The 23,980-nt window shown below is 52.9% G+C and carries 20 protein-coding genes; 2 read left to right on the plus strand and 18 right to left on the minus strand.

The annotated features are described in order from the left end of the window. Positions 1-49: 49 nt before the first annotated feature. Both AC1W8Y_RS13490 and oxlT read right to left on the minus strand, forming a co-directional pair. Positions 50-487 carry a PaaI family thioesterase gene (locus AC1W8Y_RS13490; RefSeq protein ID WP_482015011.1) on the minus strand — a complete coding sequence of 146 codons (438 nt, stop codon included), beginning with the start codon at positions 485-487 and terminating at the stop codon, positions 50-52. A gap of 100 nt (positions 488-587) precedes the next feature. Further along, positions 588-1,865, minus strand: coding sequence for an oxalate/formate MFS antiporter (gene oxlT, locus AC1W8Y_RS13495; RefSeq protein WP_482015012.1), 1,278 nt, complete (start codon positions 1,863-1,865; stop codon positions 588-590). A 353-nt stretch (positions 1,866-2,218) separates the two neighbouring features. Between oxlT and AC1W8Y_RS13500 the strand changes: the two genes are divergently transcribed. After that, a complete protein-coding gene (locus AC1W8Y_RS13500) occupies positions 2,219-3,175 on the plus strand; it encodes a helix-turn-helix domain-containing protein (protein ID WP_482015013.1) in 957 nt (318 codons plus the stop codon). On the opposite strand, the gene AC1W8Y_RS13505 is transcribed toward AC1W8Y_RS13500, so the two are convergent. From AC1W8Y_RS13505 to AC1W8Y_RS13580, 16 genes are all read right to left on the minus strand, one after another. Then, on the minus strand, positions 3,172-3,558 hold the full coding sequence (locus tag AC1W8Y_RS13505; protein ID WP_482015014.1) for a sirohydrochlorin chelatase: 387 nt from the start codon (positions 3,556-3,558) through the stop codon (positions 3,172-3,174). The two genes, AC1W8Y_RS13500 and AC1W8Y_RS13505, sit on opposite strands and share 4 nt — an antisense overlap. A 9-nt stretch (positions 3,559-3,567) precedes the next feature. Continuing rightward, the gene (gene ybiB, locus AC1W8Y_RS13510) at positions 3,568-4,482 is read right to left on the minus strand and encodes a DNA-binding protein YbiB (RefSeq protein WP_482015015.1); all 915 of its coding nucleotides are present in this window, start codon (positions 4,480-4,482) and stop codon (positions 3,568-3,570) included. Further along, the gene (locus AC1W8Y_RS13515; protein WP_482015016.1) at positions 4,472-7,309 is read right to left on the minus strand and encodes a nitrate reductase; all 2,838 of its coding nucleotides are present in this window, start codon (positions 7,307-7,309) and stop codon (positions 4,472-4,474) included. The genes ybiB and AC1W8Y_RS13515 overlap by 11 nt, the downstream gene beginning before the upstream one ends. Continuing rightward, on the minus strand, positions 7,309-7,650 hold the full coding sequence (gene nirD, locus AC1W8Y_RS13520; protein ID WP_482015017.1) for a nitrite reductase small subunit NirD: 342 nt from the start codon (positions 7,648-7,650) through the stop codon (positions 7,309-7,311). Before nirD ends, AC1W8Y_RS13515 begins: the two co-directional genes overlap by 1 nt. Before the next feature lie 28 nt (positions 7,651-7,678). Then, positions 7,679-10,120, minus strand: a complete 2,442-nt coding sequence (gene nirB, locus AC1W8Y_RS13525; RefSeq protein ID WP_482015018.1) for a nitrite reductase large subunit NirB — start codon at positions 10,118-10,120, stop codon at positions 7,679-7,681. 11 nt (positions 10,121-10,131) lie between these two features. Beyond that, positions 10,132-10,947, minus strand: coding sequence for an ABC transporter ATP-binding protein (locus AC1W8Y_RS13530; RefSeq protein WP_482015019.1), 816 nt, complete (start codon positions 10,945-10,947; stop codon positions 10,132-10,134). Between the two features lie 17 nt (positions 10,948-10,964). Further along, positions 10,965-11,777, minus strand: a complete 813-nt coding sequence (gene ntrB, locus AC1W8Y_RS13535) for a nitrate ABC transporter permease (protein ID WP_482015037.1) — start codon at positions 11,775-11,777, stop codon at positions 10,965-10,967. 73 nt (positions 11,778-11,850) lie between these two features. After that, entirely contained in the window at positions 11,851-13,125 is a 1,275-nt protein-coding gene (locus AC1W8Y_RS13540) for a CmpA/NrtA family ABC transporter substrate-binding protein (protein ID WP_482015020.1), read from the minus strand. A gap of 185 nt (positions 13,126-13,310) precedes the next feature. Further along, the gene (locus tag AC1W8Y_RS13545; protein ID WP_482015021.1) at positions 13,311-14,297 is read right to left on the minus strand and encodes a Bug family tripartite tricarboxylate transporter substrate binding protein; all 987 of its coding nucleotides are present in this window, start codon (positions 14,295-14,297) and stop codon (positions 13,311-13,313) included. Positions 14,298-14,363: 66 nt separating this feature from the next. Continuing rightward, on the minus strand, positions 14,364-15,212 hold the full coding sequence (locus AC1W8Y_RS13550; protein WP_482015022.1) for a phosphatase PAP2 family protein: 849 nt from the start codon (positions 15,210-15,212) through the stop codon (positions 14,364-14,366). Next, on the minus strand, positions 15,212-16,492 hold the full coding sequence (locus tag AC1W8Y_RS13555) for a glycosyltransferase family 9 protein (protein WP_482015023.1): 1,281 nt from the start codon (positions 16,490-16,492) through the stop codon (positions 15,212-15,214). Before AC1W8Y_RS13555 ends, AC1W8Y_RS13550 begins: the two co-directional genes overlap by 1 nt. Positions 16,493-16,498: 6 nt before the next feature. Then, complete coding sequence (locus AC1W8Y_RS13560; protein WP_482015024.1) at positions 16,499-17,482, minus strand: lysylphosphatidylglycerol synthase transmembrane domain-containing protein; 984 nt, start codon at positions 17,480-17,482, stop codon at positions 16,499-16,501. After that, positions 17,479-19,056: a glycosyltransferase family 39 protein gene (locus AC1W8Y_RS13565; RefSeq protein ID WP_482015025.1), complete on the minus strand. Its 1,578-nt coding sequence runs from the start codon at positions 19,054-19,056 to the stop codon at positions 17,479-17,481. The genes AC1W8Y_RS13560 and AC1W8Y_RS13565 overlap by 4 nt, the downstream gene beginning before the upstream one ends. A 27-nt stretch (positions 19,057-19,083) precedes the next feature. After that, positions 19,084-19,404, minus strand: coding sequence for a hypothetical protein (locus tag AC1W8Y_RS13570; protein WP_482015026.1), 321 nt, complete (start codon positions 19,402-19,404; stop codon positions 19,084-19,086). A gap of 146 nt (positions 19,405-19,550) precedes the next feature. After that, complete coding sequence (murU, locus tag AC1W8Y_RS13575; RefSeq protein ID WP_482015027.1) at positions 19,551-20,285, minus strand: N-acetylmuramate alpha-1-phosphate uridylyltransferase MurU; 735 nt, start codon at positions 20,283-20,285, stop codon at positions 19,551-19,553. Then, positions 20,285-21,328 carry an aminoglycoside phosphotransferase family protein gene (locus AC1W8Y_RS13580; protein WP_482015028.1) on the minus strand — a complete coding sequence of 348 codons (1,044 nt, stop codon included), beginning with the start codon at positions 21,326-21,328 and terminating at the stop codon, positions 20,285-20,287. The genes murU and AC1W8Y_RS13580 overlap by 1 nt, the downstream gene beginning before the upstream one ends. A 166-nt stretch (positions 21,329-21,494) precedes the next feature. Between AC1W8Y_RS13580 and AC1W8Y_RS13585 the strand changes: the two genes are divergently transcribed. Then, positions 21,495-23,972: an LPS-assembly protein LptD gene (locus AC1W8Y_RS13585; protein ID WP_482015029.1), complete on the plus strand. Its 2,478-nt coding sequence runs from the start codon at positions 21,495-21,497 to the stop codon at positions 23,970-23,972. Positions 23,973-23,980 lie beyond the last annotated feature (8 nt).

Genomic DNA, 23,980 nt, shown 5'->3' on the forward strand with positions numbered 1-23,980 from the left:
CTCGACTAACTAAGTAATTGGTTATGGCTCGAATGATACCTGTTAGCGGTCATGTACTTTTTTTGGGCCAGAGAATCATTTGAGTGCAACGAAACAAGGCAATTTTTTTGCCACTTTGTTCGTCACTGACGACGGCATCCCAGACGTGCGTGTTGTTACCCAAGTGCTGAGCCGTCGCCACGCAGGTTGCTGCCCCCTCGCGGAGGGTCCCCAGGTGGTTGCTTTTTAGCTCGATGGTGGTGAATGATTGGGCGCCCTCTGGTAGGTGCGCCATGGTCGCAAATCCACAGGTCGTATCCGCGAGAGCGACGACACTGGCAGCGTGCAAATAGCCATTAGGCGCCATATGCAAGGGTTGAATCGGCATTCTGCCATTTGCTTGCCCTTGGGCCAGAGCGATGATCTGTATCCCCATCATGCCGGGCAAATTGCCAGCAGCTCGTTGTGTGAATTTTTCAAGCGTTTGATCGGCTCTGAGTTTGCTCATCTGGGATCCTAGTCAGTCACTGTTCATGTTTGGCAGAAATAGTAATACCAAAAGCATGCACAGGTGACTGACACAGTGCCAAAGAAGCGGGATTCAACGTTCAGTGATGAGTGGCCAGATATTTAGCACGCATAGGTTTGAGTACAAAGAAGGCAAGGATAGCTGCAGTTGCGTCAAGCACGATCATGACGGTGAACACGGGCACCCAACTACCACTCGAGCCGTAAATCATCGCTGCAATGGGGCCACCTAGGATGGATCCAATCCCCTGTGCCATGTAGAGAAACCCGTAATTGGTGGTTGCATGCTTGACGCCGAACGTATCGGTCAGTGTTGAGGGGAACAGCGAAAAGATTTCGCCCCAACCGAAGAAAACAACGCCTGAGAGCAACACAAACAGTACGGGATCCTGACGAAAATTCAACCACGCAAACATCGCCAAGGCTTCCAGGCCGAAGGCAATAAACATGGTGTTTTCACGTCCGATACGATCAGAGATAAATCCAAACAGGGGTCGGGTCAGGCCGTTGGTGAATCGATCAATGGTGAGCGCCAACGGTAACGCTGCCATCCCCCACACCATGGCATTGGCCACGCCGAAGTCTTTGGCAAAAGCACCCATCTGCGAGATCACCATCAACCCAGAGGTTGACATCATCGTCATCATGCCAAACATCAACCAAAAAACAGGTGTTTTGAGCATGGTCATTGGTTTGACAGACTCGACTTGAGTGGCTGCGTCAGTGGTCGGCAACTGAACCTGAGCCACGAAGGTTGGCATGCGTAAGCCTTGCGCTGCGAGCATGCCAACGATACCCATCAAGGCCCCGTAGGTCATCAACGTCTGCTGATAACCATATTGAGCGAGACTGGCCGAAATCGGGAAAGTCGTCATGATCGCACCCATGCCGTACCCTGCCGCAACCATGCCGACTGCGAAGCCTCTTGAGGTCGGAAACCAGCGCACCATCAGGCCCACCACACCCACGTAGACGATGCCTGTGCCCAGTCCGCCCAATAGGCCGTAAGTCAGGTAAAGACCCCACACGGTCGATACCTGCGCGGATAGTATCCAGCTGATACCGGTGAGAAGTGCACCTAAAGTCAGTAGCGCACGCGCGCCGAATCGATCGACCAGGTAGCCCTGGAAGGGCGAGAAGAACGTCTGTAACACGATCAATATTGAAAACGTCACCTGAAGCGCAGCGAGTTCGACTTTTAGCTCGGCTAGAAATGGTTTGGTAAACAGTGCCCAGACATATTGCGGACTGGAAATGGCCATCATACAAATCAAGCCCAGCAGCAGCTGGATCCATTTTGAGTTCAATAGACTCGGCGCGGCCTGAACGGGTGTAGGTACGGTTGTGCTAGCAGTCATGATCGATCCTTTAGAGCCTCAGTGAAGAGGCTCTCTGGCAAGCAATAACTATGCCATCGCAGACTAGTCTGGATTTCAAAAGGGTTTTCCTGCCAAAACGGCGCTGTTGCATTGTGCGTAAACGTTGTTGAGTCATCCGCAGGTACGACTGACGGCTGCCGTTCACCGACCGAGCGTTCGAATTGGAGCGTAAAAAACGCGAATTTGTGGTTTATACGTAACGAAAAAGTAACGACACCCCTTGACTTAGTTGAAAACGCTAAAGTCGCAGCTATATAAAGGGTAAGCCAGCGCTAAAATCGAGATCGTCAGTTTGGATTTCATTCAACGCACCGCTTGCTATCGCCCAACACATGGACTCACCTTTAGAGAAAGACGCCTCAGCTGTCACGTTTGGTGCTTTGCTTGTGCGGCATAGGACTGAGTTGGGCTTGAGTTTGCAGGATGTGTCAAACCGCCTGCTTTTGTCGACCAATCAAGTACGCGGGCTAGAGGCTGATAATCGCCAGGCTTTTTACAACGACTGGTTCTATGTGCAGGCGACCAAGAAATATGCCAGCTTTTTAAATCTGCCGCTACCCGCAGAAATTGTCGCCAGTCTCGATCAGGCGGCGCTCACCAATAAGCAAGCAACAGGCCGTATCGGGTTAGAACAACATCCTCAGAATCGCCAGGCTCTCGGTAAGTTTCAACTCCATGAGTCGAGTGACCGCAGGCTAAGCACGATGATTGCGGCGAGTTTTGTGGTGGTCGGCGTGATTGTCGGGTTTGTGACGTTTAACGAACTCAGAACGAAAGACGCAGACTTAGCGCAAAACGAGACGGTAGAAAACATTCAGCAGGTTGACAAGACGGCTGTGGCGTCAACCGCGGCGAGCGACAAGAACACGGATCTTGCCGATGCCCAACCAAGTGCGGCAGAGTCGACTCGCCCAGAATTAACCCCAACCAGCGAAACGACCGCAAGCCAAACCGTGGCTTCTCACCAAAATCTGGCGACGCAGGCGCTCAATGACGTCGTGCAGGCACCCGCACACACGGTTTCAGAATTAACGTTGACGTTCACGGGGGATTGCTGGGTTCAGGCAACCTCGACCGATGGTAACCGCATCGAGAAAATCTATAAGCAAGGTGACACGCTGCAACTGAACTTGACTAACCTCAAGTCACTGGTGTTAGGTAACGCGACAGCGACTTCCATGTCGGCTGGGCCAGTTGACGTCCCGTTAACGGATTTCACTATCCGAGGCGGGGTGGTGGCTCGTATTCTGGCGACTGACCTGCTCACGCATATCGACCGAACCAATTAATCGCGGGTTGCTTGAGTCAAAGCAAAGCTCACCAGCGCTTGTTGCACCGCCTCGTTTTCGCCTGCAGCTTCTCCTACCCGGATACAAACGCCCTCATGATGTTTGCCGGCTTCTGCAAGCAACAGTGGCAGATCTTTGCGCAAGTGCCCACCCACCGCCAAGAATAGCGGAATGACCTCAATGTGCGTGGCACCGGCGCGCGCCATGTCGCCAATCGCCTCAGCCAGCGAGGGTTGCATGTTTTCAAGAAAAGCCAGCGTACTAAGCCCAGCGTGCCGCGCTTTTAAATCCGCGAGCATCGATTCAAACGGTCTTCGCCAGTTGGGATCTCTAGATCCATGTGCGAACAAGACGAGGGCTTTGACTGGTGATTGGTTTGTCATGTCGCCATGTTAGCTCAGGGTGTTGAATGCTTGTTGAATCACCTGAATTTGCTTGAGCAAGGTCAAGGGGGCGGTATTGGACTTTGCCAGCAATGCCCCATAGTGACGAACCGTCTCATTTAGTGCAATTGAATCAAGGGCGCCGGTATCTTCTTCAATGATCACAGGCTCGGTGTCAAGACAAACAGTCGAACGGTTCAGCTTGATGTGCAGGCTGGGTAATCGTCGTGGACTGGCGACAGGCTCACCCTCGTGCCCCCGCATCAAGATGACGTTAGCAGGATGCAGGGTAAAAAATTCGTCGAGAATCGTCGGATAAGCCGGATGCGTGTAATTGCAAAGTTGTAAGGTCAGGGTATCAAAGGGATTGAGCAACTTGGCCAGAATATGGCCGCTGTTACGCAGACCAATGGTCTGCCGGACATCGAGCAGTTGGGACAAGGCAGGGCACAACACAGACAGCGGACAGTAAACCAGTCGCGATTTATCCAGATGCAGGCTGATGTCAGCGTGGGTGTTTGCAATGGGCCATTGCAGCGCTTTGAATACGTCGTCAGACCCGGTACGGGCGGCTTCTTCATGCGCGCCGTGAACGAGAACGGTGTAGCCGAGGTCAGCCAGCATTTTCGCCAGCAAAGGCGTCAACAACATGGTTTTTCTGGCACCGTTGTAGGAGGGCAGCAAAATGGTGGGCTTGTCGCACGACAAACGAGGCATCAGGTCAAGGGTTGCGTCATAGAAACCCGCCAGTTCGTTGGCAGTTTCACCTTTGATTCGCATGGCGAGGCAAAACGCACCTATTTCAAGATCGGAGACAGTCTTAGTCAAGATTCGAGCAAAAAGGTCTCGGGACTGCTCTCTGGTCAAATCGCTCGCGCCTTTGCTGCCACGACCAATTTGTTTGAGATATGCACTAATGCTCATGTATTGCCATCATTTGCTTGATTTCGGGGATGCATGATCCGCAGGCAGTACCACAGGCAAGTTCGCTTTGTAAGGCGGCCATCACCTGCTTGGGGTCCGTCATTTGGATCTTCTGTAGACATTCTACGATGCTACTCTGCGCCACGTTTAAGCAGTTGCAAATTACCCGTCCACGAGCCTTTAACACCATGGGTGGCGCGTCACTCGGGGCCAACAGTAATCGACCTAAGGACGATACTTCTGTTGATTGCTCTAAAAATCCCATTAACCAGTTTGCTGAGGCGATATCTTTCAACCCCCCGCAGGCAAATACCTTATTAATTTGCCGACCCTTCTGCGAGTGCAAGATATGCACTTGCCTTCTGATGCCTCGTCGCTGATCTTTGTAACTCAGGGCAGACTCTCGCTCGGTGCAAGCGCTGAGATTGAACAGATCCAACACTGTGTGGATCAGTTCGTCTTCAAAAGAGGTCGTCGCTGCCATCGTGAGATGAACACCGGTCCGACGGTGCTCATCGTCGCGGCCAAATAGCACGCAACTTGCATAGGTGACCTCAGGCAATAGCGTGCGAACCCTGCTCTGCACCGTCAAAGCGAGATCCTCATCGAACCAAGCAAACGCACGCAAATGCCAAGGTAGGTTGGCCTTGGTCATCTTCACGGCAGAAAACTTCAATTCGGGCTGCTCGGATACAGGGTCATACGCTGAGTTGGTCAAACCGTTGACGCCTAAACTCATTGACTTGCCAGCATGCCCTGCGACGTATTCGGGACCCCAATGCATAGCAATGAATGCCTGAGACGGACGCACACTTTGAGAAATTGACACAGGTAATACTTGAACCCCGCGGGCAGAGGTTACGTAAACCAGTTCATCTTCCCTCAAGTCCAGTCGCTGTGCATCCGCGGCGTTGATTTCAACGGTTGGTTTGGGCGCGTGGGCGAACAACCTAGCAATGGTGCCGGTGCGACTCATGCCGTGCCATTGGTCTCTTAAGCGCCCTGTCGTGAGGGCGATGGGATAGCGCGCAGTCGTGGATTCAGCTGTCGCTTTAAAGTCTTCGACCATAAACCGCGCTTTGCCGTTGACCGTGGGGAAGCGACCATCTTCGTATAAGCGAGATGTTCCCGTGGTGGCTCCCTCTGGATAGGGCCACTGGGCGGGGCCCTCTGTCGCTAGTATTTGGTAGCTTAAGCCGCTGATGTCGAGATCTCGTCCCTTGGTCAATGCCCGATGCTCTAACCAGATCGCCTCTGTGGTCTCATAGTCAAACATGGATGCTTGGCGCTTGCGACGCGCCCGCGAGAGCTTTTTCTCGAGAAGTCGCGCAATATCCACGGCTATCTGCCAATCGTTTTTACACTCACCAAACGCCGGTAAGACTGCGTTGACGCGAGAAATCCGTCGTTCAGAATTGGTGACTGTCCCGTCTTTTTCAGCCCAGGTGGTTGCTGGTAATAAAACATCGGCGTACGCTGCGGTTGCCGTACCGGCATAAGCCTCTTGCAGCACAACGAATTCAGCAGCCTCTAGCGCTTGATGGACTAACGTCTGATCGGGGAGCGATTGTGCTGGATTCGTACAAACAATCCAAATGGCTTTTAACCGGCCTGAGCGAAGTGCCTCAAACATGGGAACCGCGGTCAGGCCAGGTGTCGGCGAAACCTCAGTGACGCCCCAGAAATCCGCGACTTCTTGCCGGTGGGTGGGGTTGTTCAAGTCACGATGGGCAGCGAGCTGATTAGCCAATCCACCAACCTCTCGCCCTCCCATGGCATTGGGTTGACCAGTCAGTGAAAACGGCCCCGCACCGGCTTTGCCAATTTGCCCGGTTGCCAGGTGCAGGTTGATTAAAGCGCTGTTTTTTGCTGTGCCCGAGGTAGATTGGTTAAGACCTTGGCAATACAAGGAGAGTGTCGCGGTTGAGGTGGCGAACAGTCTTGCTGCTTCAAAGAGGTCCGCTTCCGAGATACCGCAAAGCTGCGCGACGGTTTTGGGTGGATAGTTTTTGACCAGCGCTTTTAAATCACTGAATCCCTCGGTGTGTGCCTCGATATACTCCTGATCAAGCCATCCTTCCCAGAGCATCAGGTGCAACATGCCATGGTAAAGCGCCATGTCCGTGCCGGGTAAAATCTGCAAAAACAGATCGGCCGCTTGAGCGGTATCTGTTCGCCGTGGATCCACCACGACGATTTTCAGATCTGGATTTTTCTCTTTCGCTGCTTCGATTCGTCGAAATAAGATCGGATGGGCGTAGGCGGCATTAGAGCCCGTGATGAACAAGACAGTTGCATGATCGATGTCTTCGTAGGTGCAAGGAGGCGCATCTGCGCCGAGGCTGCGTTTATACCCAGCCACAGCACTTGACATGCACAGGCGCGAATTGGTGTCGATGTTATTCGTGCCAATCAGGCCTTTAGCCAACTTGTTAAAGATGTAATAGTCTTCCGTCAGGATTTGACCTGACACGTAGAAGGCAACGGCGTCTGGGCCATGCTCATGAATGATTTCAGCAAAGCGGCTCGCGACGAGTTCATTCGCTTGATCCCACTGGATTGCGCTGCGTGGTGATGATTTACTCTGTCGCCACTCGGGATGTCGCGCGCGCGTTTGTTCATAAACATGGGGTTGTGCTGTCAGGTGAAGCGTGGCCCCTTTGCTGCAAAGGCGACCCCAATTAGCAGGGTGATCAGGATCACCTTCGACGTGCTTGATTCTCAGTTTTCCAGCGATACTTTCGGTTTCGACCAGCATGCCGCAACCGACCCCACAATAGCAACAGGTCGTTTTGACGAGCGAGTTCCTTGTCTCGTCGGCTGGCATTAATCGCTCGCGAGTTCTGCGCGTGAGAGGAAGATATCTCCTGACTCGCAGCGCGTCGCGTACGAGCGAGTACAACCCTGATCCGGGGCGTGGGCGCAACCGTCTGAGAGCTTAATGTTCCAGGCGTGCAAGGGGCAAGTCACCGTGTGGCCGTGAACGATGCCCTGCGACAGTGGTCCACCTTTGTGGGGGCAGCGATCGAGCAGCGCGAACACCACGTCATCCAAGGATCGAAAAATGGCGATAGGGCCAGCTGCAGCACCTTCAATCACGCGTGCGCCCGCGACGGGGATGTCGTCCCGCTTCACCACGAATACCCAGTCTGTTGTTTCCATTGCCATCAACCCGTTATGCCTTCGGTGTAGAGATTTATGTCGTCGTGAGTGTGATCGGCTTGAACTGCCGAGCGTCGACACCTGCTCGCTCAAAGTCTTGCCAAGGATCGGGTGCGTCTTTCAACGCAAAGAGCAGGCGGTCATACAGATCTGCACGGGCTTTGGCATCTCCGAGTATGCGAGCCTTGATGTAATCAAGACCGACGCGTTGTACATAGTGAACCGTCCGCTCAAGGTACCAGCCTTCTTCGCGATACAGTTGGATAAAAGCCCCTGAATATTCTCGAACTTCTTCATCGGTTTTTACTTTGCAGAGAAATTCGGCAACCTCGGTCTTGATGCCCCCATTTCCCGCGACATAGATCTCCCAACCCGAGTCAACCCCGATGACGCCGACATCCTTGATCCCTGCCTCGGCGCAGTTTCTGGGGCAGCCTGAGACGGCGAGTTTCACTTTGTGGGGAGAGTACATCCCGAATAGCATGCGTTCGAGAGAGACCCCCATGTTCATCGACAGCTGGGTGCCAAAGCGGCAGTGCTCAGAGCCGACGCAGGTCTTGACGGTTCGGATTGATTTGCCATAGGCATGCCCAGAAGGCATCCCCAAGTCTTTCCAGACCGCCGGCAGATCCTCCTTTTTGATGCCAAGCAAGTCGATTCGTTGCCCCCCTGTGACCTTGACAGTCGGGACGTTGTACTTGTCCGCAACGTCGGCAATGCGCCTTAACTCGCTCGCGTTGGTGAGACCGCCCCACATGCGTGGGACAACCGAATACGTGCCATCTTTTTGAATGTTGGCGTGGGCGCGTTCATTGATGAAGCGCGATTGTGGATCGTCGATTGCTTCATGTGGCCAGGTTGAAATCAGGTAGTAGTTCAGCGCCGGCCGGCAGCTCGCACAACCTGACGGGGTACGCCAGCCGAGATTTTCTCTAATCTGTTGTTGCGTTAAATATTTGTGAGTCCGAATGGCGACGCGAACATCTTCGTGCGAACTATCGGTACAAGCGCACATGGCTTTCTTGGCGGGTGTTTCAGAGTAATTGGTCCCCAGGCAGTTCATCAGAATTTGTTCGACCAAGCCTGTACAAGAGCCGCAGGAGGCACTGGCTTTCGTGCATTTGCGCACTTCGTCAAGCGTGAAGAGACCTTCGTCCTTGATGGCTTTGACGATCCGACCTTTGCTTACACCATTACAGCCGCAGACCTCATCACTATCAGCCATGGCGGCCGCTTTGTTATGGCCTTCGTGGCCCACGTCGCCGATATTCGTTTCACCGAAAATTAATGAGTCTCTGATGCTCGCAATGTTTTTTTCTTCACGCAAAAGTTTGAAGTACCAGGTACTGTCTGCGGTATCCCCGTAGACACAAGCGCCAACGAGTTTGTCGTCTTTAATGACCAGCTTCTTGTAGACATTTGAACCGGGGTCGGCAAGCGTGATTTCGTCACATCCCTCGCCACCCATAAAATTGCCTGCCGAGAACAAATCGATACCCGTGACCTTTAATTTGGTCGACGTAAATGAGCCGACATAGCGTGCAATCCCATACTCGGCGAGATGATTTGCGCAAACTTTCGCTTGCTCGAAGAGGGGGGCGACGAGCCCATAAACAGAGCCCCGATGGTTCACGCATTCGCCGACGGCATACACCAGTGGATCGAAAGTTTGCATCGTGTCGTTGACGATAATGCCGCGCGAGCAATGGATACGAGCCGACTCCGCCAGCGCGGTATTGGGTTTAATACCTGCCGCCATGACGACTAGATCAGCCCTGATCACGTGACCATCCTTGAGCCTGACACTGGCGACCCGGGTGCCCTCAGCATTTGGTAATAAGGCTTCTGTCTGAGCTTTGAGTTGAAACGCGATCCCGCGACTCTCCAGGCTGGTTTGCAATAAGTTAGCCGCGACTGAGTCAAGCTGTCTTTCCATGAGCCACGGGGCTAAATGCACGACCGTCACCTTCATGCCCCTCGTTCTCAGGCCGTTGGCTGCTTCGAGCCCTAAGAGCCCGCCGCCAATGACGACCGCGTGCTCATGGTGTTGAGCGGCCGTGATCATTTCGTTGGTGTCCTTGATATCTCGATAGGCGATCACGCCCGGTAAGTCTTTGCCCGGCACTGGCAAAATGAAGGGCAACGAGCCGGTGGCAAGTAGCAGCCGGTCATAGGTCTCGACCGTACCGTCGTCGGCAATCACCGTGCGAGCTTTTCGGTCAATTTTGACGACCTGTTTACCCAGATGCAGTCGAATTTGGTTCGCTGAGTACCAATCCAAGTCATTGAGAATGATTTGCTCAAGCCGTTGTTCACCCGCGAGAACCGGTGAGAGCAAGATACGGTTGTAGTTTGGGTAAGGTTCGGCACCAAACACGGTGATTTCGTAGAGATCAGGTGCAATTTTCAACAGTTCTTCGAGCGTCCGTACCCCCGCCATGCCGTTGCCAATGAGGACTAGTTTCATTTTCTTCATCGTCATCTGCCTTATGCCGCGGCAAGCGCGGGGTTACCTTGTTTGCGATACAAGAAATCAATCACTGCCGTGCGGTAGGCTTGATAATTGACGTCGTTGGCCAGTTCAACTCTGTCGCGAGGCCGGTCGAGTTCAATCCTCAATATCTCGCCAATGGTTGCTGCAGGCCCATTGGTCATCATGACGATTCGATCCGACAGCAAGACCGCTTCGTCAACATCGTGGGTAACCATGACAGCAGTACTTTGTTTGGCGGCCATGATGCGCATCAGTTCATCTTGAAGATTTGCTCGAGTCAGTGCATCGAGAGCCCCAAAGGGTTCGTCGAGCAAGAGCACCTGCGGCTCCATGGCTAAAGCTCGGGCAATGCCAACGCGTTGCTTCATCCCTCCGGAAACTTCATGAGGCAACTTATGTTGCGCATGTGTCAAACCAACCAGCGCCATGGCCTCAGCAGTTCGATCTTGCAATTGAGCTTTCGACTCGGATACTGCAAACACCCGCTCAACGCCCAGGTAAACATTGTCGAAACAAGTCAACCACGGCAGCAATGAATGATTTTGAAACACCACGGCCCGGCTCGGGCCTGGCCCCGCAATTTCGCGACCGGCACAAATCAAGCGGCCCTGTGTGGGCATTGTGAGGCCTGCGATCAAATTGAGCAGGGTCGATTTGCCACATCCGGAGTGCCCGATCAGGGTAATGAATTCGCCTTTTTTCACCGTCAAGTCGATGTCTTTAAGTGCGACGAAGGGACCTTTTTTTGTCTTGAAAGTCTGCTGTACTGATTCGATCAGCAAGTAGCGGTCTAGATGAGCAGTCGACATCGTTTTGAATCCTGAGGTTACTCGTAGGAAAAGCGCTTGGCGATGGAAATCAGGCAGTACTCGAGCAACAGGCCTACGATACCGATCACGAAGATGGCGATAATGATGTTCTCTACTTTGAGGTTATTCCATTCATCCCACAACCAGAATCCCACGCCAACACCGCCCGTGAGCATCTCGGCTGCGACGATTACCAGCCAAGCGGTACCAATCGATAAGCGCACACCCGTCAACATGTACGGTAGGGTGGCGGGTAGCAAAATCTTGGTGAAAACTTTCCACTCCGACAGATTCAATACCCGGGCAATATTCATGTAATCAGCGGGAATTCGCTCGACCCCAATGGCGGTGTTAATGATCATGGGCCAAATTGAGCAAATGAAAATGCACCAGATCGCCGCTGGATTGGCTGACTTAAACAGCAACAAGCCAATCGGCAACCAAGCCAATGGGGAAACGGGACGCAACAGGCTGATAATCGGTGAGGTCATTGCACCAAATACCTTGAAACGGCCGATGGCAAAACCCGTCGGGATGCCGATCAAGGCGGCAAACCCAAAGCCCAAAGCGACTCGTCGCAAAGACGATAAGATATTCCAACCAATGCCTTGATCGTTTGGCCCGTTCGAGTAAAAAGGATGCGAGAACAGTTCGACCGCTGCGTTAAAGGTGAAGCCAGGCGAAGGGATCTCAGCAATGGCACCGTGGATCATTTGCCAGATCGCGAGAAACAGCAAAAAGCCAAGACTGCCTAACAGGGCCGGGGCAACAGGCTCAAGTACAGAAAGCAGTTTGTCACGAATCGCAAGGCGTCGAACCTCACGCGCCATCAGTGTGGTGCGTTCGTCCTCCTCGTCGATAGACAGGACTTCGTGAGGTTTGGTCTGGGCCAGCATCTTTCGGTCAGCCTTTGATACTGAAACTGTCTGCATAGGCAACCGGATCTTTGCCAGACCACACTTTGCCATCCATCAACGTCGAGGTGCGCATGTCAGAGGCGGGCACAGCAACGCCGGCGGCACGGGCGGCATCTTTGTAAATGTCGACGCGATTGATTTTTGATGCAACCGCGAGATAGTCGGGATGCTCTTTGAGCAGACCCCAGCGCTTGTGTTGCGTTAAAAACCACATGCCATCCGAGAGATAGGGGAAATTGACGTGCCCGTCGTTGAAGAACTTCATGGCGTCAGGGTCGTCCCAGGTTTTACCCATGCCATCGGTGTAACGGCCCAGCATGCGATCCACGATGACATCCATGTCCGTGTTCACATAGGACTTCGTGGCGATCACTTCTGCGGTCTTTCTTCGATTGGCCACAGAGGCATCAATAAACTTCGAGGCATCGAGAATCGCTGCTGCCATTGCTCGCGACGTATTAGGATATTTGCTGGTGAACTCAGCCGTACAACCCAGTACTTTTTCTGGATGATCCTTCCAGATTGCTTGAGTGGTCGTGGCGGTGAAACCGATTTTGTCGGCGACAGCTCTTGCGTTCCACGGTTCGCCAACGCAGAAACCGTCCATATTACCCACCCGCATATTGGCGACCATCTGTGGTGGGGGCACGGTGATGACTTTCGCGTCCTTGAGTGGATTGATGCTGTTGGCGGCCAACCAGTAATAGAGCCACATCGCGTGAGTTCCCGTCGGAAAAGTCTGGGCAAAGGTGTACTCGCGAGGCTCTTTGGTCATCAGCGCGCGAAGCGACCCACCGTCTTTGACCCCCTTTTCCGCAAGCTTCTGCGACAAACTGATCGCTTGACCATTGTTGCTCAGGGTCATCAATACGGACATATCCTTTTTAGGGCCACCAATGCCAAGCTGCACCCCATAGATGAGACCGTATAAAGCGTGAGCTGCATCGAGCTCGCCGCTGACTAGTTTGTCGCGAACGCCAGCCCAAGAGGCTTCTTTAGACGGAACGATTTTTATCCCGTACTTCTTATCGAAATCCATGACTGAAGCCATCACCACCGAGGCACAATCAGTCAGCGGGATGAAGCCGATTTTGACTTCCGTCTTTTCAGGCGCGTCGCTGCCAGCTGCCCAAGCACCCGCTCTGATCATGGGGTCAACGAGCGACATGAGTCCCGCGGCGCCGAGTGTTTTGGCCGTGCTCAGCGCAAGTTGCCGGCGCTTTAGATTGGCTGGTTGAACAAGAGGTTGCTTGAGGCGCATGTCAGAGCTCCGGACGAGTGTGTCTTTCTGCTCAAGCAACTATCATGCCAAGGCATTGGTCAAATCAACCATCATCGCATTGTTGGTGCATCGCCTGCGCACCATTTGCGCCAAATCAGTGCGTCTTAGAACAATTCACCGATCTGGTGCGGTTCTTGCGATGCGGGCATCGCATTTGCTTCAGATTATTCATTGATGACAATGTTGGCCGCTTTACCAATGGCCTGCGACGCATGAAAATCTTTGTCAACGTAGGCTTGAAACGCAGCGCGGTCAAGCGTAATGATGTCGACCCCTAAGTTGTCAAACCGAGCTTTCACTAAGGTCGTCGTTAAGGCTTGTTGCAACGCTGCAGTCAGTTTATCCAGCACGTTGGGGGGCATGCCGACTGGCCCAAAAATACCGGTATACGTCACCATATCGAAGTCTTTGACGCCCAGTTCTTCGAACGTGGGCACATCGGGCAACAGAGCGGATCGGACTTTTGCACTCTGCGCGATGGCAATCAAGCTACCGCTGCGAATGTGGCCGATCGAGGCAGTCAACTGATCCATCATTGAGTCGATCTGGTTACCTAACAAGTCATTAATGGCCGGGCCACTCCCTTTGTAGGGGATGTGATTGAGTTTGATCCCTAACCGAAACGCCAACAGCTCAAGCGCTAAATGTTGGCTAGACCCATTACCTGCTGAACCAATGGAGACCGAGTTACCCGGCTGCTTGGCATACGCGACGTAATCGGCAAAGCTTTTGATATTGCTCTTGGATGACACGGTCAACACCATCGGCACCGAGTGAATTGGGCCAACAGCAACCAATTCTTTCGTTGGATCGTACGGCGGGTTGCGCGCCAAGGCAGGGCCGACCGAAATCGAACCACTGGAACCGAGCATCAGGGTATATCCATCGGGAGCCGATCTGACCACGCCCACTGTGCCGATAAAGCCGCCCGCCCCAGGTTTGTTTTCAACCACGACTTGCTGCCCAAGGATGTCACTCAAGGCAGGGGCGACCGCTCGAGCAGTGATATCTACGTTGCCGCCTGGTGCCCAGGGCACAACAAGCTTGATCGGTTGCTTCGGAAAGTCTTGAGCGGTGGCTGACAGACTCAGCCCGAGCAACGAGGCGAGCAACACAAACGGTGAACAGTATCTTGCAGCAAGCAGTCTCAATGATGTCTCCCATGCGGTGTTCTAATCGCTTAGGCTATTGCGTCTGGCTGCAATGAGCAAGTTATTTTACTTGCTTGGCGGATACTGCTCTCGGATGATTTTGGATGCAAGGCTCAACAAGGTAATCGCTATCACCGTCAGCCCTAAGGCTTGATAGCCATGATTAGTATCAAAATCCAGCACAGTGGTGGACAGAAGGTAAGCATCTAAAATGGCACCGATCATGAACACCCAATGTACCCACGAACGGCGATTGAACGACCGATCTGAGGCCTTGTTGCAAACTGAAGCGCCCACTAAGCCGCTGAAGATGCCGATCGCTGCCCCAGCAAACACGTCAGCCGGCCAGTGCGCACCGACCGCGACTCTGGCGACGGCCGTGCCTGTGGCGATCAGAAATAAGATCCAAAGAGGCTTTCTTTTGTTTGTGGTCGCGGCAAAATAGAAGGCGGTCGCAACAGAGAACGCAGTTAGCGTATGGCCAGACGGGAAAGAGAGGTGGAGTAGTGGATTTCCAACAATATGAAAGGTACTCGGATCCAGCACACTAGCCGGCCTCGGATGGTCAAACCAAAGCTTGAGCGAACGCGATAGTAATCCTGCGATCAAACCACTGAGTGCGCCAGCAGCGAGTAAGCGGGGCGCGAACAGCGTTAAGGGGAAGACTAACGAATATAAGCCCCATCCATTGCCTAAAAAAACAAAAAAACCCCAAAAAACATCAGGCAGCGCTTGTGCCTGATGATTAATGAAATAAAACAGGGATGGCTCTGGCACGCTGAAATGAACCAATGCCCACAATAGAAGCGGCAGGCCGATCAATAACCAGGAAGCCTTGCTAAAGGATCTGTTCGTGACGTCGCTCAACGGCTCGATCGTCTGGGTCACCGTCGTCTCGTTGTTGTTCAGACTCATCAGTTCACCAACACAGACGGATGAAAGGCTTGATGCGTGACCGCGGCTTGATATTGAATGATGACCTTTTCCATGACTTGATTCACCGAGATCGCTTTCATGCAAACGTTGTCCTGACAGGGCGTTTTGCGGTGGTTAGCGGCACTGACACAAGGCGAGCAAGCCAACGCGGCAGTAATCGGGATTGATTTGCCCAAAGACCCGTAAAGCGCAGGCGTTTCTGGGCCAAACAGGACGACCGTGTGTAGATCGGTAACAGAAGAAAAATGCCCCGGACCGGAGTCGTTCGTCACCATGACATCGGCAAGGGTGTAAAGCGCCGGCAACTCATTGAATTTGACTTCGCCAGCGAAGTTCAGGGCGTTGGGGACATTCGCCCCAAGTCTGACGTTTTCTGCGTAAGCGATCTCTTGCGGCGAACCGGTGATCAAAATCAGGCTATCTGGCCATTCATGTTCGATCTGTACGATCAAGGCCGAGAAGCTTTCGGGCGCCCACCTGCGCTGAACCAGTAACTCGCTGGCATTGGGGTTAATCAAAAACAAGGGATGTGTGCCGTGGCGGTATTCAAGACCGTTTTCGTTGGCTAGTCGCTCGATGCGGCCAATGACCTCGTGGTAGCACGTCGACTCAATTGGCGCTTTTGCAATCTCAATCGCAGAGTCCGGAAAATAAACCTTGCTGTAAGGGACTTCTTTTTGAGAGGTAAACGCGGCATAAACCAGCGCGAGAAAGTTCTTGGCGATGTGCTGATGCGGGTTGTAGTGAACTCGATGCGTCAACATGTTGCCGCGCCATAAGCCTTCGCCATGAAAAATGTCGTAGCCAATGCGTCGACTAGCGCCACTGAGGCCAGTCAATAAAGCCGTGAATCGAGAAAAGAGCTCTAGGTCGATCACGGTGTCGATCTTGTGTCGTCTCGCATCAATCAAGAATTTCAGCGTATCCCGAATCAGGGTGAAAAGTCCTGAAGCGTCAATCGTGAGTATGTTCTCAGGCCTCACCGTATTGAGTAAGGTCAGACTGGCGCGGTTACTTTTAAAAATGAGAAAAAATATTTCAGCCCCTTTTGCTTGCGCGTCTCGCATCGCCGGGTCCACAATGATTGCGCTTCCCATTTCTGACAGCTCGATAAAAAGCAACTTCTGGGGTGTGGTTGGGGCAGGGGCAACAAGATTTCTTAACCAGTCTGCGAGGCGAACAAACGGGCTTACCAATGCGCAGAGCGGCACCCCGACGCGTCGGTCGATGGTTCGCATGGTGTCAACGCTGATGCTCATAATTTATTAAGCTTGTTCTGTCGAGTTGATGGGATGCTTGACCCGTTGAAGCAATGTCCAAGCACCGGGAAGGCTGGTGGTTAAATTGACGAGTCCGAAGGTGACTGAACTGATGAGCGTGATAGTAGGGTCAATTGCCCAAAGCGTCAGCACCGTTGCAAAGGTGCTTTCGCGCAGTCCCCAGCCTGAAATGCTGATAGGTAACAAGCTCAAGAGGCCAAGCGCAGGCAAGGCGACCATCAGCGCCTCAAGCGGTGCCTCGGCACCATAGGCTCTCAGACAAAATCCGAACCCTGAAATCGCACACAGATGAATAGCAACTGCGATGATCAATTGGCCTAGTACCATCGGTGAACCAAAGGCCACGTCAAGGGGAGGCAGCCCATCAGACAGATGCAGCTTTTTCAGTCCAACAACGACCATTGAGCGCGATTTCGACCAAGCAAGCATCGCCGTACAAAACGCCATACCACCCAGCATGGCTGCCAAGACGATGATCCCCAGGTTCTCCGCCCAGGGGGTGATCATGGCACCGGCAAACATGAGACCAGCTGCGCCGACCAGATTATTGCCAATAAAACCTAATCCGCGATCGAGCAACACCACAAAGAATCCTGTGCGTAGCTTCGTTGTTGGTTTCGCATCATCGACCAAGGCAGCGAGCCGATGAGCCTCAATCACTCGATAGCTGTCGCCACCAATCATGGTCGGCAACCCTTGATTGATTAGCATGCCCGCAAAGTATAGATTGATAAAACGAGTGATCGATAAATCGATCCCAGCTGAGCGCGCGAGCCAAGCCCAACGAAGCGCTGCAAGCACCGTGGCAACTAGCATGATGCCGATGGCAAGTATTAACCACTTTGCAGACACGTCGATGTTGGCTTGTCTTAATGTTTGCCAGTCAACGCCTCGAAACGCCAGCCAGAGCAGCAGGATCGAAAAACCGGTTCGTAAGAACGGCGCGATCGCTTTGAGTCGAGTCTTCAAGGGCGATTGCCCCAGTGTTTGCAATAGAAGAACTCAAACTCGGCAATCTCTCGGTTTAGACGGCGAATAGAAAGGTTGGTCAGCCGTTCGCATGACTTGAACTGCCCAGGACCGGTAGGTAAGTCGTATTTCATTTGTGACCAGTTAACGAATATCGCATTGCTATTGTCGGGGATTTGCCCAAACCAGATGTCGAACTGATCAAATCGATCGTCAAGGACATAGACTGGAACAGGCTGTGAGTACCACGTCATCCGGCTGGCTAACGTCCAATTACTCACGGTAATCGCCGGTGCTTCTAGTTTAACCGCTAGATCCCGAGCCACCGATCCCGCTTTATCCCAACCCCAAAGATCCGCAAACGGATTCTGTTTACCGAGACGGTCATTGCGTTCGATAGTCGGCAAACCACCGAAAAAGAGCAGCACGAAAGCAAAGGTGCACACCACGACTTGAAATACTGCCAGGATGCTAATCAGCCAACGGCGTCCGTTGAGCCAATCCTGCACAATGAGTCTTGCGGCAAAGGGAGTAACCGCCAGCCACGCGGGTGCTGTCCAGTGAGGCAAGCCACCGCCACCCGAGAGCGCAGCGGTAATGCCGAATGGGATCAAAAAAAACAACAAAATCGTGAGAGCTGGCGTGTTTTTTTGCTTGACCCCAAGCCATAGAACGACGGCACTCGTCCCGACCAATAACGGGCCAAAAGCACCGAGCTGGATCACAAAAAACAGCAGAAATCGCTTCACCTGCCACTCGCCGCCTGAGCCATGATTGAGCTGATATTTGAACGATATCCAATCGTGGGAGATGTTCCAGTAAAGCACGGGGCTGATGAGGATCACAGCAACGCTGGCCGCCAGCCATAACCCGACATTGCTAAACAGGACCAAACCGAAACGTGAAAGCAAAATGACGGCGACCGCCAGAGCGCTGAAAACAGCGGTGTACTTCGATAAACCTGCGAGGCCAAGCAACACCCCCAACAAGAGCCACTGGGTGACACGAATGCTTTTTGGGGTTTCATGCTGACAGATGGATAGGGTCAGCTTCATTAAACCGAGCGCCAGCGCCATGAGCAGTGTGTCAGGCAATAAGCCCACCGCGAGCACATGCATGAGCGGCGCCAGCAAGACTAAACCCACGGCACATAAACCGGCAAGTTCTCTAGGCTGTGTTTGATCGAATAAGTGCTTTTGCGCCGCGCTGTCTGAGTCGCGTGCCAGAGGCAGGCGGATCAATACAGGCAGAGATGGATCTCGCGCCAGCTGCCAGGCGATGACGCAAGAGACGAACCATAAGGCTTGCGGGATCAGGCGCAATATGCCGACGGGCGCCTGCAGCGTCACGAGCGGCCACTGCAACCAGCCCACTAAGGGGGGATGGTCGAAATAGCTCCAGTCGAGCTTGACGGCGTAAAACGCATAGTGCGCCTCGTCAACAGAAAATCCCAGCAGAAAGCCGAAACCCACATGAATCAGCAGACCGAGCGCCAGTAGCCCCCAAAGGTGTCCCTTAAATGCCCGAGGCAGCCTTGTCTTGCTGTGATTTGATTTTGAGGCCGTGCTTTGCATCAATGGTTCCACTGACAAGGGTTGACGCTATTCGCTCACTGGTGCTGCTGAGTTGGTTGATGGCTGCTTTTTTGCTGCCTCCAGCGTCGTTTTTAATTCGTCTAACTCGGTTTGTAGTCTCTGGCGTTCGATGTTGCTGCTCGTTAATTCATCGGTCAATTTCTGTGCATCGGTGGAGGATAACCGCTTGGGGCCGTAACTCGTTTGTAAAAACAGGACGCCCGAGCCACCCAGTAGGATACCGACGACCAAGATAATCATCCAGGCTGGGATGGTGCGTCTGTGATTGGTTCGCTGGTAAGGGATTGGTTTGAAGCTTGTTCGTTGGGGTTGCACTCGAATGACCATTCATACGTCCTGTTTCTGCTACGTTGGATAAGGGCGCAAGGATAACCTTTTATCAAATCGCGCAGATTTTCCTCGCTTTAAGAAGAAGGGTCAATCAGACCGCCATCGCTATGTCTCTTTGCGAGGGCGTGGAGCGGCTGCGACATTCAAGGACTCTCCTGGCTTGCGGCTGGGTCGGGCATCGTCAGTTGAGCGGTTCGTAAGGCGAGATCAAGTTCGTTGAGCCTGTCTGGCGTCCCAATATCCATCCATGGGCCGTCATAGCGTTCGCCGCCCACCTGCCGGTGCCTCATCGCTAACCTCAGCAAGGGCGCTAATTTTGCCGGCTGACCGCGTGGTGTCCTTGCAAAAAGCGCGGGCTGATAGACGCCGATGCCAGAGAAAGTCAACTGGCGCGCTTGATCGGTGTGGTCTGTTAAGTGATCGTCCAAACCCAAGGTGAAGTCGCCAAGCGGGTGATGCAGCGGGTTGGGCACCATGACAAGCCAGGCAAGGGCATCGCTTTGTTGCAACCGGCTGGCTGCCCGAGCCGCCAATCCTAGATCCCAGTCACACCAGATGTCACCATTGAGGACCAAAAACGGCTCATTGCCAAGCTTGGGCAACGCGGTGGCGATACCGCCCGCGGTCTCGAGGGCCGTTGATTCAGCTGAGTACTGAATGCTCACCCCAAACTGACTTCCGTTTCCTAGTGTTGTCTCTATTTTTTCACCAAGCCAGGCATGGTTGATCACGATCTCGTGAATCCCAGCGTTCGCTAGCCTAATCAAATGCCAGACGATTAATGGCTTACCGCCAACTTCAAGCAGAGGTTTGGGCAAAGCGTCCGTGAGTGGCCGCATTCTTTCACCCCGGCCTGCGGCCAAAATCATCGCCTTCATCAGAAAGTATAGCCAACCGAGGTTTGGACGTGATCGAGTTGATCGATGAGCTTGATGAGGGGGCGAAACGCGAGGTAGCGTCCAGCTACCTGCCGCACATATTGGTTGACGCGGGGGATGTGAGCCAAGTAATGCGCCTTCTGATCGCGATAGTTAAGCCGTGCAAAGACCCCAAGAATGCGCAGATTGCGTTGCAAGGCCATCCACTCATAGTCCCGATGAAAATCGGCAAAATCGGTCGGCACGGGCAATCCAGCGCTTCGGGCTTGCTCCCAGTACCTGATTGCCCAATCGAGTTGTTGAGGCTCTTCCCAAGTCGTGCGCGCATCCATGACGATCGACGCAAGGTCGTATGTAATGGGGCCAGCCACCGCATCTTGATAATCGAGGATGCCAGGATTTGCGCCATACTGAGCCTCTGTACAGTACATCAAGTTCGGTGAGTGAAAATCACGATGCACCAACACGCGCGGTTGACTGGCATTGTGTTGTACCAAGATGTCGAACACTTGATTCAGGGCAGCGCTTTGCGTGGCCTCAAGTGCCACCTTGCAGTGCACGGCTAGGTACCATTCGCTAAATAGGCCTAGTTCAGCTTTCAATTTTGATGCGTCATAGACCGAGAGGCCTTGAGTCTGTGCTGCTTGCATCTGCACCAGTGCCCCGACTGCCTCTCGATACATTTTCTGAAGGCTGGCGTCATCCACGCCTTGCTGGATTTTGTCGTAATACGTCGTTGGGCCCAAATCAGTCAGCAGCAAGAAACCTTCATCAAGGTTTTCCCTAATCACCTGAGGGACGTTAAGCCCCACGGCAGCCAGCCTCGAGGTGACGTCGACAAAGGGTCGACAGTCTTCGTTCGGCGGGGGGGCATCCATGATCACCAGCGTTCGTTGACCTGAGGAAACCCTGAAATAGCGCCGGAAACTGGCGTCGCTAGAGGCGGGCGCTAAGCTATCGGGATCGATCCCCAGTTCAGCGGAAAATGTGGATAACCACTGTCTTAAACGGGTGAGTCGAAGATCTTGGGCGTTTAAAGTCATGAGTAATTGCACAGAAAGAGGTACGATTTGAGGCAAAATGCCAGGTTGTAAACACGTAATAGTTTGCTTCTCTATAATACTGTCCGGCTACCCCTATTTTGCGCTGATAAAAAAGCCTGAGGGTGTTCTCGACGCCTAACGCTTGTCACAAGGTTAAACCGCGCACGTGTACTTTTTTCGCCGGATCATTTTGTTGTTTGGATTGGGGCTTTGTGCCATGCATGCGCATGGGCAATCGTTGGTCGACCCCCTGGCCCCTAAGCCCGTTGATAAAGCGTGGGTTGGGCCAGGCTTGCGCCTGTCACCAGCACTGGCCCGACCGCCAGAGTCTGACAAGCAAATGCCCTCCTTCATCGAGAGTGACGAATTTCGGTCAGATGCCGATGAGAACGTCTTGCTCACGGGCAGTGCATCGACACGTCGACAAGATGCCATCCTGAAAGCGGATGTCATTAACTACAACAAAGTGTCCTCAACGATGGACGCGCGCGGTCACGGACGCTTGATTCGCAGCGGCAGCACGATCACTGGCCCTGAGATCCATTACGACACTGAAAATGGGACGGGTACGGTTAATCAGCCCAATTTCTGGCTAGAGAATGGCGGTTCGGGCATCGGTTCGTGGGCCGATATTTTTAGCCGCAATCAAATGTCCTTCACGGATGTCACTTATTCAGGTTGCCCATGTCCTAATCCCGCTTGGTACATGCAGATGGATAAGCTTGATCTGGACTTTGACAATAATGAAGGTGTGGCTCATAACGGTGTGCTCTACTTCAAAGAAGTCCCTATTCTGGCGTCGCCTTATTTGACGTTTCCCATCAAGAAAGAGCGTAAATCGGGGTTTTTGATCCCAACTTTTGCGTCGACGTCTACCACCGGTTTCGATTACACGCAGCCCTATTACTTCAACTTGGCACCGAATTACGACGCGACCCTGGTGAGTCGCGCGATGACAAAACGTGGCGAGCAGATTGGGGGTGAGTTTCGCTGGATGGATGCTTTTGACGGCACGTCCATTTATGCGCCGGGCACCTACATCAACGGAAAGCGCAAAACGCAGTTTGATTCTGTGCTGTACGACCGTTTCGATTTTTCGGGTACCTACCTGAACAATGACACGCTGACTCAGACCAATCGCTGGCTTTATTCGACCAACGGTTTCAAAAGCCTTGATCGAGGTTTTTACGCGGCATGGTCGGCGACTGGCGTTTCAGATCCCAATTACTTCAGTGATTTTTCTATTATTGGTGCCAATCAAATCCCGACGTCGATTTTGCCGCGCATGGCGATGGCAGGGTGGGGCGATGGCTACTGGAACACCTCTGTCCAGTATTTGACCTACCAAACACTTTCGTCAGTCTCTAACCCGGTGGTAGCGCCGTACAACAAAGTCCCCGAAATAGCGTTAACCGGCAATCTATTCAACTGGAACGGCTTTGATTTTCAGACTGAAAATACGGCAACCAAATTTGATTTAACGAATAGCACGGGTGTTGCGAATTACAGTACCTCGCCTGTTGGCGAACGCTATCGGTCGTACAACCAAATTTCTTATCCGATTATTCACCCAGGCTGGTATGTCACGCCTAAATTGAGTCTTTATGGTAGCCAGTACAACACTGACTGGAAAGCCCTCACGGGGACTTATGGTCAGACCTCGAACACGTTGACCTTGCCATTGGCATCGATCGATGCGGGCATGAGATTCGAACGCAATACGACTTTGTTCAATAACGCGGCGATACAAACGATAGAACCTCGGTTGAACTATCTGTACGTGCCTTATCAGAATCAATCTCAAGTGCCCGTCTACGACACGACCTTGGCTGATCTGAGCTATTCACAGCTGTTTCAAGAAAATATTTATTCCGGTGGTTGGGATAGAGTGGCCAACGCGAATCAAGTGACGACCGGTGTTTCGACCCGTTTTCTTGACGCAGACACTGGGTTTGAGCGCTTGACCTTCTCGGTCGCTCAGCAGTACTACATGACAGATCAGTTGGTTACCTTGCCTGGTGGGGTCGCTCGAACAAACAGCACCTCTTCACTGTTGTTTGAAAATACCGTTGGCTGGACCGATAAACTCGGTTCGACGGCTTCATTGCAATACAACCCCTACAACGGTCAATTTGATCGAACACAGCTGTCTGCCCGATGGAAACCACAGCGGCAGTCTCTAATTCTTGCGTCTTGGCGTTATCAAGTGACGCCCACCACGACCTCTGTTTATCAAACGCAGGGCCAAAATCAAATCAGCGTGTCGACGCAATGGCCGTTGGGTAAGAATTGGTACACCGTGGGACGGGTTGATTACTCTTTTGTGAATAACCCGAGCAACTACCAGCTGCCAGGGTTCACGCAAATACTTGGGGGGCTCGAGTACAAGGGTGATTGCTGTTGGGCGGCTAGGGTCGTCTTGCAACGCTATGCGTTAAATCCCTTGTTGAACACCACCACCACGACAGCCACGACGCTCGCCACTGCCAATAGTTACAACACAGCTGTGTTTTTACAGCTTGAGCTGTCTGGTTTAGGTTCTTTAGGCAGTAACCCCATGGGCTTGATTGCGAAGAGTGTGGTTGGTTACGAGAATCCAGTGCCTCTGGTGCCTAATGTTTCGAAATTTGAAAGGTACGAATAATGACTCAA

The sequence above is a fragment of the Jezberella sp. genome (assembly GCF_964834465.1).